The organism is Cupriavidus sp. 2TAF22 (assembly GCF_052115045.1).
In the GTDB taxonomy this organism is placed as follows: domain Bacteria; phylum Pseudomonadota; class Gammaproteobacteria; order Burkholderiales; family Burkholderiaceae; genus Cupriavidus.
The window spans coordinates 180,661-194,410 of the sequence record NZ_JBFRFX010000021.1 but is presented as its reverse complement, the minus strand read 5'-3'; the positions used below and the strand labels follow the sequence as shown (position 1 = coordinate 194,410).

The window sequence follows — 13,750 nt, the reverse complement described above, 5'->3', positions numbered from 1 at the left end:
CCACGAAACCAGCCTCAGACGAGAAGTCTGAGCGCCCAGCCTTCTGCAAGAATCGCTTTCTTTTGGTTACTTTTCTTTTCGAGAAAAGAAAAGTGACACTTACATGTGCGCGAACGGGCTACCAAGCCCGCGCCGCTAGGCCCACAGCCGCGAGCACACAACACAACTTACTCCCCCGCCGCCCCCACGCAATACCCAACAATCGCATCCAACACACTCTCCGCCTCACCCACGGCAGCCGCGCAGCGTATCGCGACCCCCGGATGCTTCTGCCGGCAATCGTCCAGCAATGCCGGCAGATCCCGCCGCAGATGGCCGCCCTGGCCGAAGAACACCGGCACCACCGTGATGTCCGCAATGCCGCCGTTGGCCAGTTCGGCCAGCGTGTCAGGCAGGGACGGCGCCATCAGCTCCAGGAAGGCCAGGCGCACCGTGCTGTCGGGCAAGGCCGCCGCCAGCTTGGCGTGCAACCGGTCGAACGGCTCGCGCCAGCGCGCGTCGCGCGCGCCGTGGCCGAACAGGACCAGTGCCTTGGCGGGAGTGGCAGGGGCGTTCATGAGTGCGGCCTAGTGCCGGTCCACCCAGCGCAAAGCGCCAAGCGCCACCAGCAGGTACAGCGTGCCGGGAATCAGCGCCGAGACGATCGGCGGCCAGGTATGGAGCAGGCCCACGTGCGAGAACAGCGTGTTGGACAGGTGGAAGGACAGCCCCAGCATGATGCCGCCGAACACCTTCACGCCCACCGCGCCGGCCCGCGCGTGCAGGTAGGCGAAGGGCAGGGCCAGCGCCACCATGACGAACAGCGTGAGCGGGTAGATCACCTTCTTCCAGAAGGCGATCTCGTAGCGCTGGGTGTCCTGCTTGTTGTCGCGCAGGTGGCGGATATAGCGGAACAGGTCCAGCGTGGACATGCGCTCCGGCTCGACCAGCAGCACCGACAGGATCTGCGGCGTCAGTTCCGAGCGCATGGTCATGCTAGCCACGCTCTTCTGCTCGCCGCGGAAGACCGGGGCCAGGGCATCGGCCTTGCCGGGCTCGCCGCGCGGCAGCTCCAGGAAGTGCGTCTCGGTGACGTCGCTGAGCTGCCAGGACTGGCTGCCCTGGTAGCGGCCTTCCTTGGCCACGCGGATCACGCCGAGACGGTACTGGTCGTCGAACTCGTAGATGGTGACGCCGGTGATGCTCTGGTCGGGACGCAGGCCGGCCACGTTGACGAAGCGGGTGACCTCGTGGCCTTTRCCGGCGTCGCGGTCGCGGTCCTTGACCCACACGCCGGAGCGGAAGCCGGACGACACCGTGGCGCCGAGCGCCTCGAGCTTGACCTTCTGCGCGTACTGCTCGGCCTTGGGGCCGATGAACTCGCCGAAGATGAAGGTGACGATGGCCAGCGGCACCGCCAGCTTGAACAGCGAGAACAGCGCCTGCCGCGTGTTGAGGCCGGCCACGCGGAAGATGGTGTACTCGGACTGGCTGGCCAGCTGCGAGAACACGTAGATCGCGCTGATCAGCACCGCGATCGGCAGCACCTCGTAGATGCGCGTGGGCGCCTGCAGGATGACGTGGAAAAATGCCACCAGCGAGGTGTAGCGCCCGGCCACGCTTTCCAGTTCGCTGAGCATGTCGAAGAACACGAACAGCGCCAGCACGGCGAACAGGATGAAGGAGAAGACGCCGTAGATCAGGCGGCCGAAATACCGCTCGTAGACGCGCAATACCCTCATGCCTGGCCACCCTTGGCGGCCTTGCGCGGCAGCCCCAGCACGGCGCGCCAGCCGCCCAGGCTGATGTTCTGGCGATAACGGAACAGCATCACCGCGCCCAGCAGGGCGATCAGGTGGAACGGCCACCAGGCCATGGCGAAGGGGATGGAGCCGGAGCGCACCCAGGATTGCGAGAGATTGATCAGGTTGCTGTAGGTCAGGTAGATCAGCACCGCGAACACCAGCGGCGTGTAGCGGCCCAGGCGCGGGTTGACGTAGGCCAGGGGAATGGCGATCAGCACGAAGTTGAAGGCCAGCAGCGGCAGCGACATGCGCCACAGCAATTCGCCCAGGTTCTCATTGGTGCGGTTGCGCAGCAGGTCGATGGTGTCGCGGCTCTTGGTGGGCAGGCTGGCGTCGGACTCGGGTGGTTTGTTGTCCACCTTGACCGCGTACTGGTCGAATTCGACGATGCGGTAATCGAGCTTGCCGGGGGTGCCGGTATAGCGGCGGCCGTTTTCCATCACGACCAGGCGGTCACCGTTGGGCATGGTGCGGAACTGGCCCTGGTGGGCCAGCGACACGCCGATCTTGCCGGCTTCGGCGCTGGCCACGAAGACATTGCGCGCGTGGCTCATGTCGGCGTCGATGCTTTCGATGAACAGCACGTAGTTGCCCTTGGCCGGCTCGATGAAGCGCCCGGCGGCGATCATGGACAGCACGCCGCGCTGCTCGAAGCGGTCGCGGAACAGGGCGCTCTGCTGGTTGGCCCACGGCCACGCGAACATGCCCAGCAGCAGCGACATGACGATGAACGGCGCGGCGAACTGCAGCACGGGCTTGACCAGGTCGCGCAGCGAGATGCCGGCCGAGAACCACACCACCATCTCCGAATCCTTGTACCAGCGCGTGAGCACGATCAGGGTGGAGATGAACAGCGTGGCGGAGAGCAGGATCGACAGGTAGCCGATGGTGGCCAGGCCGATCAGCATCAGGACGTCGTTCGGGCTGGCCTGGCCATTGGCGGCCATGCCAAGGATGCGGATCACGAGCGAGGTCAGCATGAAGGTCAGCATGACCAGGAACACCGCCCCGGCGGTGTAGGCGAGCTCGCGACGCAAGGCTTGTTGAAAGATCATGCGTTGTCGGTTCCGGGCTGCCGGCCGGCGCGGGCGATGGTGCGCCGGTGGGCTTGCTAGTCAGCATAGCGGACCGGCGGCGGCAAATCGCGGATAATAGGAGCTTTCTTTGGACGAGCCCCTGGAAGGAAGCGCGATGGAATTTAGCACAAAAGCCTTGGATTGGAGCAAAGCTGGCCAAAATGGTTTCCTGGCGACCAAGACCGATTGCCTCGTGGTGGGCCTGTTTGAAGGACAGAGCCTGGCCGGTGTGGCAAAGGCGCTCGACGTGGCCACCAAGGGCTTGGTGTCGCGGCTCGTCAAGCTCGGCGATTTCGAGGGCAAGCGCGCTACGCAGCTGATGCTGCACGAGGTGGCCGGCGTGGGCGCGGCCCGCGTGCTGTTGGTGGGCCTGGGCAAGGAGGGCGAGTTCAACGACAAGGCCTTCGCCGAGGCCGTGCGCACCGCGCTGCGTGCCTTGTCCGGCACGCGTGCGTCCAATGTGCTGTGGTGCCTGGCCCAGCAGCAGGCGCCCCAGCAGGCCGGCAACGCCGCCAACCTGTCCTGGCGCCTGATCACCACCGTCACGCTGATCCGCGAGGCGGGCTACCGCCTGCTGGAGCGCCATCCCGGGCTCAAGCGCGCCGGCGCCGCCGCCAATGGCAAGGACAAGGCCACCGGCCTGCGCAAGGTGGTGCTGACCGTGGATGCGGCCGACGCCAAGGCAGCGGCCCAGGCTGTGGTGCGCGGCGCTGCCATCGCCAGCGGCATGGAGCTGACCAAGGACCTCGGCAACCTGCCTTCCAATATCTGCACGCCCACCTACCTGGCCAACACCGCGCGCGGCATCGCCAAGCGCCACAAGCTCAAGGTGGAAGTGCTGGGCCGCAAGCAGATCGAAGCGCTCAAGATGGGCGCCTTCCTGGCCGTGACCAAGGGCGCGGTCGAGCCGCCCCAGTTCATCGTGCTGCGCTACGACGGCGCCTCGGCCAAGCAGGCGCCGGTGGTGCTGGTGGGCAAGGGCATCACCTTCGATACCGGCGGCATCTCGCTCAAGCCCGGCGAGGGCATGGACGAAATGAAGTACGACATGTGCGGCGCGGCTTCCGTGCTGGGCACCCTGCAGGCGGTGGCCGAGATGGGCCTCAAGCTGAACGTGATCGCCGTGGTGCCCACTTGCGAGAACATGCCCGCGGGCAACGCCACCAAGCCGGGCGACGTGGTCACCAGCATGTCCGGCCAGACCATCGAGATCCTCAACACCGACGCCGAAGGCCGCCTGGTCCTGTGCGACGCGCTGACCTACGTGGAGCGCTTCAAGCCCGCGGCGGTGATCGACGTGGCCACGCTGACCGGCGCCTGCATCATCGCGCTGGGCCACGTCAACAGCGGCCTGTACGCGCGCAACGACGGCCTGGCCGACCAGCTGCTGCAGGCGGGCCGCAAGGCCATGGACACCGCCTGGCGCATGCCGCTGGACGACGACTACCAGGACCAGCTCAAGTCCAACTTCGCCGACATGGCCAATATCGGCGGCCGCCCGGCCGGCAGCGTGACCGCGGCCTGCTTCCTGGCGCGCTATACCGAGAAGTACGACTGGGCCCACCTGGACATCGCCGGCACGGCATGGAAGAGCGGCGCGGCCAAGGGCGCGACCGGCCGTCCGGTGCCCCTGCTGGCGCAGTTCCTGATGGACCGCGCAGGCTGAGGCGGGCACGGTCCGGTGCCTGCGGGCGCCGGACCGTGCCGCCCCTCCCGCATTAAGAGGATTGCCCTTGACCATGACGCGCATCGATTTCCACAGCAACGTGCCCGACAAGCTCGGCTACGCCTGCCGCCTGATCCGCAAGGCCTACGGCGCCGGCCAGAAGCTGGTGGTGCATGGCGCGCCGGAGCAGCTGGCGCAGCTCGATGCGCTCCTGTGGACATTCTCCGCGCTGGATTTCCTGCCGCACTGCGGCGTCGATCACCCGCAAGCCGCGATGACGCCGATCGTGCTGGCCGCCACGCTGGACCAGGCGCCGCACCACCAGTTGCTGATCAACCTCGATACGCAGCCGCCCGCGCAGTTCGCCAGTTTCGAGCGCATGATCGAAGTGGTGGGCAGCGAAGCCGCCGACCGCGACGCCGGGCGCGAGCGCTTCCGCCTCTATCGCGAGCGCGGCTATCCGCTGGCGCACCACGATATCGCGCAGGCCAGCCAGGGCAAGGGAGAGGCAGCATGACCGAACGCACCACCTCGCGCGTGATCCCGCGCATCGGGCCCAACGACAGCATTCCCCTGCTCACGGAGGTCATCGACCTTCCCGCCGATGCATCCCGGCAGGCTGCTGCCGAAACCGCGCAAGCTGTGCCCGCGCACCCCGTCGCCGATCGCGCGACCCAGCCGCATATTGACCACGAACCATCCTGGCCCGGCCCGGCCACCCATGTGGTGGTGCCGCGCGAAGCCGGTGCGGCCACGCCCGCACCCGAAGTGCCGTTGCTGGGCCAGCCCAGCCCGTCGGCGCTCGAGGGTGCGTATTCCGCCTGGCATGGCTTGCCGCCGGCGGCAGGCCATGCTGCCGTGCCGGCGCCGCCGAGCGACGAGGAACTGCGCGCGGTGCGCAGCGAACTGCTGACCCGCGTGATGATGCGCTTTCGCACCGAGTGGCCGCAGGTGGTGGAGGCGCACACCGAAGCCACGCTGCAATCGCGGCTGGCCCCGCTGACCGCGCAGCTGGCCGCCGAGCTGACGCAGGCGCTGGAGGCGCGGCTGGTGGAATGGCTGGACGCCACGCTGGAAGAGATCGAACGGGATCCGGGCGGGGTCTGAGCGCGGGCGACGGATTGCCCGACGTTTTACACTCTCCCGACTCAGGGGGAGCAGAACAAACGGAAGTCGAAAAAAAGCCCGCGATCTCTCGCGGGCTTTTTTCTTCAGGCCTGGGGCAGTCTGCGCGGACTCAGTCCGTCACCGCGCCCTTGCTTGCCGTCGACGCCAGCTTGGCGAACTTCGCCAGCACGCCACGCGTGTAGCGCGGTGCCGGCTGCTTCCAGCTGGCGCGGCGCTTGGCCAGTTCTTCGTCGCTCACGTTGAGCTGCAGCAGCAGCTTGTGCGCGTCGATGGTGACCGAGTCGCCTTCCTGCACCAGGGCGATATTGCCGCCCACGTGCGCTTCCGGCGCGACGTGGCCGACCACCATGCCCCAGGTGCCGCCGGAGAAGCGGCCGTCGGTGATGAAGCCGACCGATTCGCCCAGGCCCTTGCCGATGATGGCGGAGGTGGGGGCCAGCATCTCGGGCATGCCGGGGCCGCCCTTGGGGCCCAGGTAGCGCAGCACCAGGATGTCGCCGGCGTTGATCTTGTCGGCCAGGATGGCGTCCATGGCGCTCTGCTCGTCTTCGAACACACGGGCCGGGCCGGTGATGACCGGGTTCTTCAGGCCGGTGATCTTGGCGACCGCGCCTTCCTCGGCCAGGTTGCCCTTCAGGATGGCGAGGTGGCCTTCCTTGTAGAGCGCCTTTTCGATCGGCAGGATCACGTCCTGGTCGGCACGCGGGGTGTCGGACACGTTTTCCAGTTCCTCGGCCAGCGTGCGGCCGGTGATGGTCAGGCAGTCGCCGTGCAGCAGGCCGGCCTTGAGCAGGATCTTCATGACCTGCGGGATGCCGCCGGCCTTGTGCAGATCAGTGGCCACATACTGGCCCGACGGCTTCAGGTTGCAGATCACCGGCACCTTGCGGCGGATGCGCTCGAAGTCGTCGATGGTCCATTCGACTTCCGCCGAGTGGGCGATCGCCAGGTAGTGCAGCACGGCGTTGGTCGAGCCGCCGGTGGCCATGATCAGCGAGACCGCGTTCTCGATCGACTTGCGCGTGATGATGTCGCGCGGCTTGATGTCCTTCTTGATGGCCTCGACCAGCACGCGAGCCGATTCGGCGGCGCTGTCGACCTTTTCCTGGTCGGGGTTGGCCATGGTCGACGAGTACAGCAGCGACATGCCCAGCGCCTCGAACGAGGAGCTCATGGTGTTGGCGGTGTACATGCCGCCGCACGAACCGGACGACGGGCAGGCGTTCTTCTCCACACCCTCGAAGTCTTCCACGCTCATGCGGCCGGCGGTGAATTCGCCCACGGCCTCGAACGAGGACACGATGGTCAGGTCCTTGCCCTTCCAGTTGCCCGGCTTGATGGTGCCGCCGTAGACATAGATGCCCGGCACATTGGTGCGCGCCAGCGCGATCATGCCGCCCGGCATGTTCTTGTCGCAGCCGCCGATCACGACCACGCCGTCCATCCACTGGCCCTGCGTCGCGGTCTCGATGCAGTCGGCGATGACTTCGCGCGAGATCAGCGAGTACTTCATGCCTTCGGTGCCCATCGACATGCCGTCGGAGATGGTCGGGGTGCCGAAGATCTGCGGGTTGGCGTCGGAGGCCTTGATGGCGGCCACGGCCGCGTCGGCCAGGCGCTGCAGGCCCGAGTTGCACGGCGTGATGGTCGAGTGGCCGTTGGCGATGCCCACCATCGGCTTGTCGAAGTCTTCCTTCTGGTAGCCGAGCGCGTAGTACATCGAGCGGTTGGGGGAGCGCGCCACGCCTTGCGTGATGTTTTGCGAGCGTTTGTTGTATGCCATGGGAATCTCCGGGGGATGGGGTGCCGGCCTGCGGGGGCCGCTCAGCTGACTGAGCGCCGGGCAGGCGCCTGCCATGTTGTGGGCGACAGCATGCCGCTTGCGTTTTATCGTGTCAAATATATTATTCAACCTCTATTGAGTCGAAAAACATATCAGGAGACCAATTGGACCTGCGCCAGTTGCGGTACTTCGTCACGGTGGCGGAAGAGTTGCATTTCGGCCGCGCCGCGCGGCGCCTGGCCATGACCCAGCCGCCGCTGTCCCAGCAGATCCAGGCGCTGGAAGAGGAGATCGGCGTGCAACTGTTCCTGCGCACGCGCCGCTCGGTGGCGCTCACCCCCGCGGGCCAGCAATGGCTGCCCGAGGTGCGCCGCGTGCTGGCCGATGCCGCCGCGCTGCCCGGGCTGGCCCAGCGCCTGGCGCGCGGCGAGGCGGGCACGCTCTCGCTGGCCTTTGTCAGCACCGCCGACTACGGCATCCTGCCGGACCTGCTGCGGCGCTTCCGCGCGCGCCATCCCAATGTGCAGTTGCAATTGCGCGAAGCCACCAGCGATATCCAGCTCGAGGCGCTGATGGAAGGCGCCATCGACGCCGGCCTGGTGATCCGCCCGCAATTGCCGGCCATGCCGCACGGCGTGTCCTACCTGCCACTGGTGCGCGAGCCGCTGGTGATGGCCGTGCCGCAGGGCTGGCGAGCGCAGGGCGCGGCCCACGACGGCAGGGACGCGGGGCAGGGCATCTCGCTGCGCGAGGCGGCTGGCGAGCCGCTCATCATCTTCCCGCGCAGAAGCGCGCCGGCGTTTTATGACATCATTACGGGCTGCTATGCGCGCGAAGGCCTGACGCCGGTGATTGCCCAGGAGGCCATCCAGATGCAGACCATCGTCAGCCTGGTATCCGCCGGCATGGGGGTGGCGCTGGTGCCGGCTTCGCTGTGCAACCTTCGCCGCACCGGTGTGTCCTACCTGCCGTTGCGCGACGCCGGGCCGGATATCGAGACCGGGCTGGTCTGGCGCGAGGCCGGCGCCGGCAGCGTGAGCCCGGTGCTGAGCTCCTTCATCGAGATCGCCGGCGCGCTCGCGTCTGCCATGACTGTGACGCAAAAGGCTGGCATAAAGCCGGACGCGGCCGCCGCCTGATCCTGGCGCGGCCACGCGCCGCGCGTGCGCGGCGCGAACCTACAACCCTAATTCACGGCAAACATGCTGATTCACCCGCAATTCGACCCGGTCGCCATTCACCTCGGTCCGCTCGCCATCCGCTGGTACGGGCTGATGTACCTGGCCGGCTTCATCATGTTCCTGTGGTTCGGCCGCCTGCGCATCCGCCAGCCGCATATCGCCGCGCAAGGCTGGACCGTCAAGGACCTCGACGACATGCTGTTCTTCGGCGTGCTGGGCGTGATCCTGGGCGGGCGGCTGGGCTACGTGCTGTTCTACAAGGCCGACTACTACCTCGCGCACCCGCTCGAAGTCCTCAAGGTATGGGAAGGCGGCATGGCCTTCCACGGCGGCTTTCTCGGCGTGATCGTGGCGATGTGGCTGTTCGCCAGGCTGCGCGGCCGGCACTGGATGGAAGTGACCGACTTCATCGCGCCGATGATCCCGTGCGGCCTGGCGGCCGGGCGCATCGGCAACTTCATCAACGGCGAGCTGTGGGGCCGGCCCACCGACCTGCCGTGGGGCATGGTCTTCCCGCAGGCCGGCGACAACATCCTGCGCCATCCGTCGCAGCTGTACCAGTTCGCCGGCGAAGGCGTGGCGCTGTTCATCATCCTGTGGCTGTTCGCCAGGAAGCCCCGCCCGATGGGCGCGGTCTCGGGCGTGTTCCTGATCGGCTACGGCGGTTTCCGCTTCCTGGCCGAGTTCGCGCGCGAGCCGGACAACTTCCTCGGCCTGCTGGCGCTGAATTTCTCGATGGGGCAGTGGCTCAGCCTGCCGATGATCCTGGCGGGCGTGGGGATACTGGTGTGGGCCAATCGCCGGGGCGATGCGGCGCGGGCCCAGGTGCGGTAAGCGCCGGCCGCGGACTGGAGAAAGCGGGCTTCGGCCCGCTTTTTTCATGGGGCTCCCCCATGTTCGTCCAGGCAAGAGCCGTCGCTTGCGACGGCGTGGACGGCGCGGATGTGATGGCCGCGCGATGTCGACAGGGCGGCTCCGGCTTGCGCGCCAACGGCCCCTGGGCGGGGCCGCCGGCGGTGTATATGCTTGCCTTCAGGCGCGCCGTCTGCCACACCCCGGCCAGCGGCGCACGCCGTCCGGCCCGAGGCGGGGCCAGGGGAGACAGCGATGGAAATGGCGCGTGAGGCGGCGGCACCGGCGGCGTCTGCGAAGCGGGTGCGCCTTGCTGCCACGGCGGACCTGCGGGACGATGCCGTGCTGCCCGCCCGGGTGGACGGCGTGGATCTGGTCGTGATCGGACATGGCGGCGGCGCGGCGGTCTACCAGGGGCACTGCCCGCACCGGGGCACGCTGCTGGCCGAGGGCGTCATCGACAACGGCGTGCTGACCTGCCGCGGGCACGGCTGGCGCTTCGACTGCGCCTCGGGAAATGCCGTGGACCAGCCCGGGGTCTGCCTGAAGCGGTTCGCCGCCTTCGTCGAGGACGGCGGGGTCAGCGTGGACCGCGACGAGGTTCTTGCCTGGCAATGCCGGGAGGCAGACAGGGAGGCAGACAGGGAGGCGGACGGGCAGGCTGACCGGCAGGTGGCGCCGCCATCCGCGGCGCCAGGCGCTGGCCCGCGGCCGCTCTCGGCGCTTCCCGGGCCGAAGGGCCTGCCCTTGCTGGGCAGCACGCTGCAGCTGCTGTGGGCGCAGCGGCGGATGCACCTGGTGTTCGAGCGGTGGTGCGACGAGTTTGGCCCGCTTTACCGCATCCGCCTGATGAACCGCCCGGCTCTGGTGATCGCCGAGGGGGCATGGATCGACAAGATCCTGCGCGACAGGCCCGCGACCTATCGTCGCCTCGGCGCGCTCGAGGCGGTGGCCTCCGAGATGGGCGCGCTCGGCGTGTTCGCCGCCGAGGGCGAAGCGTGGCGCAGGCAGCGCCGGCCGGTGGCGCAGGCGCTCGATGCGCACCGGCTGCGCGATTTCTTCCCCATGCTGGCCAAGGTCACGCGCAGGCTGCAGCGGCGCTGGGAATCCGCCGCTGCGCAGGGGCGCGCGGTCGACGTGCAGCAGGACCTGATGCTGTACACGGTGGATGTGACGACCGCACTGGCCTTCGGCTACGACATGAATACGCTGGAGCGCGAAGGCGAGGTCATCCAGCGGCATCTCGAGCAGATCCTGCCGATGGTGAACCGGCGCATCAATGCGCCATTTCCGTACTGGCACTATCTCCGCCTGCCGGCCGACCGCGCCTTCGACCGGGCAAGGGCCGAGATCCGCCAGACCATCGGCGAGTTCGTGGCCGCGGCCCGCCAGCGCCTGGCGCAGGCGCCCGAACTGGCCGGACGCCCGTCCAACTTCCTGGAAGCGATGCTGGTGGCCCAGGCCGCGGGACAGGCGCCACTGGATGACGAGGAGCTGTTCGCGAATATCTTCACGATCCTGGTGGCGGGCGAGGATACGACCGCCAACACGGTGGCCTGGATGATGCATTTCATGTGCTGCCATGCGGACGTCCAGCGCAGGATGCAGGAGGAAGTGGCGGCAGTGCTGGGGCAGGCCGACATCCTGCAAGACATGGGCGATGCCGCCAGGCTCGTGTACGTGGAGGCGGTCGCGCACGAATCGTTGCGGCTCAAGCCGGTGGCGCCGTTCTTCTTTCTCGAACCCAACGAAGACGTGGAGATCGGCGGCGTGCGCGTGCCGCGCGGAACGCTGCTGGTGCTGCTGAACCGTCCGGGCGTGCTGCAGGAGCGCAATTTCCCCGCCGCCCGCGAGTTCCGGCCAGAGCGCTGGCTGCAAGGCACGGCGGCCGCGGCCCGGCATCGCAGCGGCTTCGTGCCGTTCGGCTCGGGACCGCGCTTGTGTCCGGGGCGCAACCTCGCCTTGCTGGAGGCCAAGGCGGCCATCTCCATGGTCTGCCAGCGCTTTGACGTCAGGCATGCGCCCGGATCTGGGCCGGTGGGAGAGGCCTTTGTCTTTACGATGATGCCGACGGCGCTGCGGGTGGTGCTGTCCGCGCGCTAGCCGGACCGGCAGCGTGGCTGCCGGGGCTCAGTCCACCTGGGCCCCGGACTTCTTCACGATCACCGCCCATTTGTCGAGGTCGGCCTTGAGCATGGCGGCGAACTGCTGCGGCGTGCCGGAGAGCACTTCGGCGCCTTGCGCCGCCAGCTTGTCGCGCAGGGTCTTGTCGGCCAGCGCGGCCTGCATGGTCTGCGCGAGCTTCTGCGTGACTTCCCTGGGCGTGCCCTTGACCGCGAACAGGCCGACCCAGAGGTCGCCGCTATAGCCCGGCACGGTCTCGCCGATGGCCGGAATGTCCGGCGCGAACGGCGAGCGCCTGGCCGAACTGACGCCGAGCGCGCGCACCTTGCCGGCCTTGATATGCGCCAGCACCGAGGGCAGGCTGGCGAAGGCCAGCGGCACCTGGTTGCCGAGCACGTCGTTGAGCGCGGGCGCCACGCCCTTGTAGGGCACGTGCTCCAGCTTGATGCCGGCCATGCTGTTGAGCATCTCGCCCAGCAGGTGGTTGAGCGTGCCGTTGCCGGCCGAGGCATAGCGGTAGAAGTCGGGCTTGGCCTTGGCCATGCTGATCAGCTCGGGCAGGGTCCTGGCGGGGAAGGCGGGATTGGCCACCAGCACATTGGGCACGCTCGCCACCGGCGAGATCGGCTCGAAATCGCGCACCGGGTCGAACGGCACCTGCCGGTACAACGAGGGATTGATGGCCTGGGTGCTGCTGATGGTCATCAGCAGGGTGTAGCCGTCCGGCGCCGAGCGCGCGGCCGCCTGCGTACCGATATTGCCGCCCGCGCCGGGGCGGTTTTCCACCACCACCTGCTGGCCCAGGCGCTGCGACAGGTCGGCCGCGACCAGGCGCGCGACGATGTCGTTGGTGCCGCCCGGGGCCTGGGGCACGATCATCTGGATGGGTTTGGCAGGGTAGCCCTCGGCTTGCGCGGCAGTGCCGGCGAACAGCGAAATCGCCGCGGCGATGCCGGCCAGGACATGGCGGGTGCGTTGCATGGTGTCTCCTCATTGTTGTGATGGCGGCGCGCCTGCCTCTGCCTTCTGCGTTCTGCTTTTCGCTTCGCAGGGCTGACGGCTGCGCCTTGCCTTTGCTGGCAACGACTCTACATCAGGGGAATGTGCCGGGGAAATTCAATCGCCGACTACCGCCATAAGTTTTATTTATTCCGGCACGCCTGGCTCAAAGGTGCCCGGCGCGAGCTTGAGCGAGCCGCCCTGGGCGATGCGCGCGTCGACGATCTCGCGCAGGATCTCCGCCACGGCTTGCGCCGCGCGCGTGCGCGGCAGCGCGCGCGGCCAGCACAGCGACAGCGTGCGGCGCAGTTCGGGCACGATCAGGCGCGTGGGCATGGCGGCGTCGCCGGGGTCCACCGCCGAGGCCGGCAGGATGGTGCAGGCCAGCCCTTCGCGCGCGCAGGCCAGCAGGAAGGGCAGGGAATCCAGATCGGCCACCACGTTCAGCGCGAGGCCTGCCTGCGCGAAGCTGCGTTCGATCACCTCGCGCAAGCCCTGCGAGCCGCTCGGCAGGACCAGCGGCACGCCGGCCAGTTGTCTGAGCGCGATGGTGTCGCGGCGCGTGCGTGCCGGACGGCGGCCGCTGCCGGCGGCGCCTTGCACCGGTCCGGCGGGCCCGGGCGGGGTACCGACCAGGTACAGCGCTTCGCTCGCCAGCATCTCCGGCTCGACCGCGCGGGAGGCGGTGTCGCGGAACAGGATGGCGAAGTCGAGCCGGTTGTTGTTGAGCAGCTCCGAGATGTAGCCGCTCATGCTTTCGAACAGTTGCAGGCGCACCTGCGGATAGCGCGCCCGCACCGCCCTGATCAGCGGCATGCCAAAGGCCGCGGCGGCGGTGGTAGGCAGGCCGATGGCGACCGCGCCGGTGACTTCGGCGCCCGCAGCCCGCACGTCGGCCCCGGCGCTCTCCACCTGCTTGAGGATGGTGCGCGCGTGCCGGTACAGGGTCTTGCCGGCTTCGGTGGGCTTGACGCCCTTGGGGCCGCGGTGCACCAGCGGCACGCCGTACTCTGCCTCGAGCGCGGCCAGTTGCTGGCTCAGCGCGGGCTGCGCCACGCACGCCACTTCGGCCGCGCGGGTCAGGCTGCCATGGTCGACGATGGCTACGAAGTAGCGCATGGAGCGGATATCCATCGGGTGTCCCTTGCTTCTGCGTT

The 13,750-nt window shown here is 68.2% G+C and carries 12 protein-coding genes; 6 read left to right on the top strand and 6 right to left on the bottom strand.

Going from position 1 to position 13,750, the window contains the following annotated elements:
* Positions 1 to 167: 167 nt before the first annotated feature.
* Genes AB4Z48_RS24455 through lptF form a run of 3 tightly spaced genes read right to left on the bottom strand, consistent with a single transcriptional unit; the run spans position 168 to position 2,839 of the window.
* The gene (locus AB4Z48_RS24455) at positions 168 to 557 is read right to left on the bottom strand and encodes a sirohydrochlorin chelatase (protein ID WP_441618716.1); all 390 of its coding nucleotides are present in this window, start codon (positions 555 to 557) and stop codon (positions 168 to 170) included.
* Positions 558 to 566: 9 nt separating this feature from the next.
* Positions 567 to 1,721 carry an LPS export ABC transporter permease LptG gene (gene lptG / locus AB4Z48_RS24450; RefSeq protein WP_441618714.1) on the bottom strand — a complete coding sequence of 385 codons (1,155 nt, stop codon included), beginning with the start codon at positions 1,719 to 1,721 and terminating at the stop codon, positions 567 to 569.
* Complete coding sequence (gene lptF / locus AB4Z48_RS24445; RefSeq protein WP_441618712.1) at positions 1,718 to 2,839, bottom strand: LPS export ABC transporter permease LptF; 1,122 nt, start codon at positions 2,837 to 2,839, stop codon at positions 1,718 to 1,720. The genes lptG and lptF overlap by 4 nt, the downstream gene beginning before the upstream one ends.
* Before the next feature lie 136 nt (positions 2,840 to 2,975).
* On the opposite strand from lptF, the gene AB4Z48_RS24440 reads away from it, so the two are divergent.
* The 3 genes from AB4Z48_RS24440 to AB4Z48_RS24430 all read left to right on the top strand — a co-directional run bounded on the left by AB4Z48_RS24440 (position 2,976) and on the right by AB4Z48_RS24430 (position 5,633).
* On the top strand, positions 2,976 to 4,526 hold the full coding sequence (locus tag AB4Z48_RS24440; protein WP_441618710.1) for a leucyl aminopeptidase: 1,551 nt from the start codon (positions 2,976 to 2,978) through the stop codon (positions 4,524 to 4,526).
* A 73-nt stretch (positions 4,527 to 4,599) separates the two neighbouring features.
* Positions 4,600 to 5,043 carry a DNA polymerase III subunit chi gene (locus AB4Z48_RS24435; protein WP_441618708.1) on the top strand — a complete coding sequence of 148 codons (444 nt, stop codon included), beginning with the start codon at positions 4,600 to 4,602 and terminating at the stop codon, positions 5,041 to 5,043.
* Positions 5,040 to 5,633, top strand: coding sequence for a hypothetical protein (locus AB4Z48_RS24430; RefSeq protein WP_441618706.1), 594 nt, complete (start codon positions 5,040 to 5,042; stop codon positions 5,631 to 5,633). The genes AB4Z48_RS24435 and AB4Z48_RS24430 overlap by 4 nt, the downstream gene beginning before the upstream one ends.
* A 130-nt stretch (positions 5,634 to 5,763) precedes the next feature.
* On the opposite strand, the gene ilvD is transcribed toward AB4Z48_RS24430, so the two are convergent.
* Positions 5,764 to 7,437, bottom strand: coding sequence for a dihydroxy-acid dehydratase (ilvD, locus tag AB4Z48_RS24425; RefSeq protein ID WP_441618704.1), 1,674 nt, complete (start codon positions 7,435 to 7,437; stop codon positions 5,764 to 5,766).
* Between the two features lie 164 nt (positions 7,438 to 7,601).
* On the opposite strand from ilvD, the gene AB4Z48_RS24420 reads away from it, so the two are divergent.
* From AB4Z48_RS24420 to AB4Z48_RS24410, 3 genes are all read left to right on the top strand, one after another.
* Positions 7,602 to 8,576, top strand: a complete 975-nt coding sequence (locus AB4Z48_RS24420; RefSeq protein ID WP_441618702.1) for a LysR family transcriptional regulator — start codon at positions 7,602 to 7,604, stop codon at positions 8,574 to 8,576.
* Positions 8,577 to 8,639: 63 nt separating this feature from the next.
* Positions 8,640 to 9,452, top strand: a complete 813-nt coding sequence (gene lgt / locus AB4Z48_RS24415) for a prolipoprotein diacylglyceryl transferase (RefSeq protein WP_441618700.1) — start codon at positions 8,640 to 8,642, stop codon at positions 9,450 to 9,452.
* A gap of 273 nt (positions 9,453 to 9,725) precedes the next feature.
* Positions 9,726 to 11,573, top strand: coding sequence for a cytochrome P450 (locus tag AB4Z48_RS24410; RefSeq protein ID WP_441618699.1), 1,848 nt, complete (start codon positions 9,726 to 9,728; stop codon positions 11,571 to 11,573).
* A gap of 27 nt (positions 11,574 to 11,600) precedes the next feature.
* On the opposite strand, the gene AB4Z48_RS24405 is transcribed toward AB4Z48_RS24410, so the two are convergent.
* Positions 11,601 to 12,575: a Bug family tripartite tricarboxylate transporter substrate binding protein gene (locus tag AB4Z48_RS24405; protein ID WP_441618697.1), complete on the bottom strand. Its 975-nt coding sequence runs from the start codon at positions 12,573 to 12,575 to the stop codon at positions 11,601 to 11,603.
* A gap of 165 nt (positions 12,576 to 12,740) precedes the next feature.
* The gene (locus AB4Z48_RS24400) at positions 12,741 to 13,727 is read right to left on the bottom strand and encodes a LysR substrate-binding domain-containing protein (RefSeq protein WP_441618695.1); all 987 of its coding nucleotides are present in this window, start codon (positions 13,725 to 13,727) and stop codon (positions 12,741 to 12,743) included.
* Between the last annotated feature and the right edge of the window lie 23 nt (positions 13,728 to 13,750).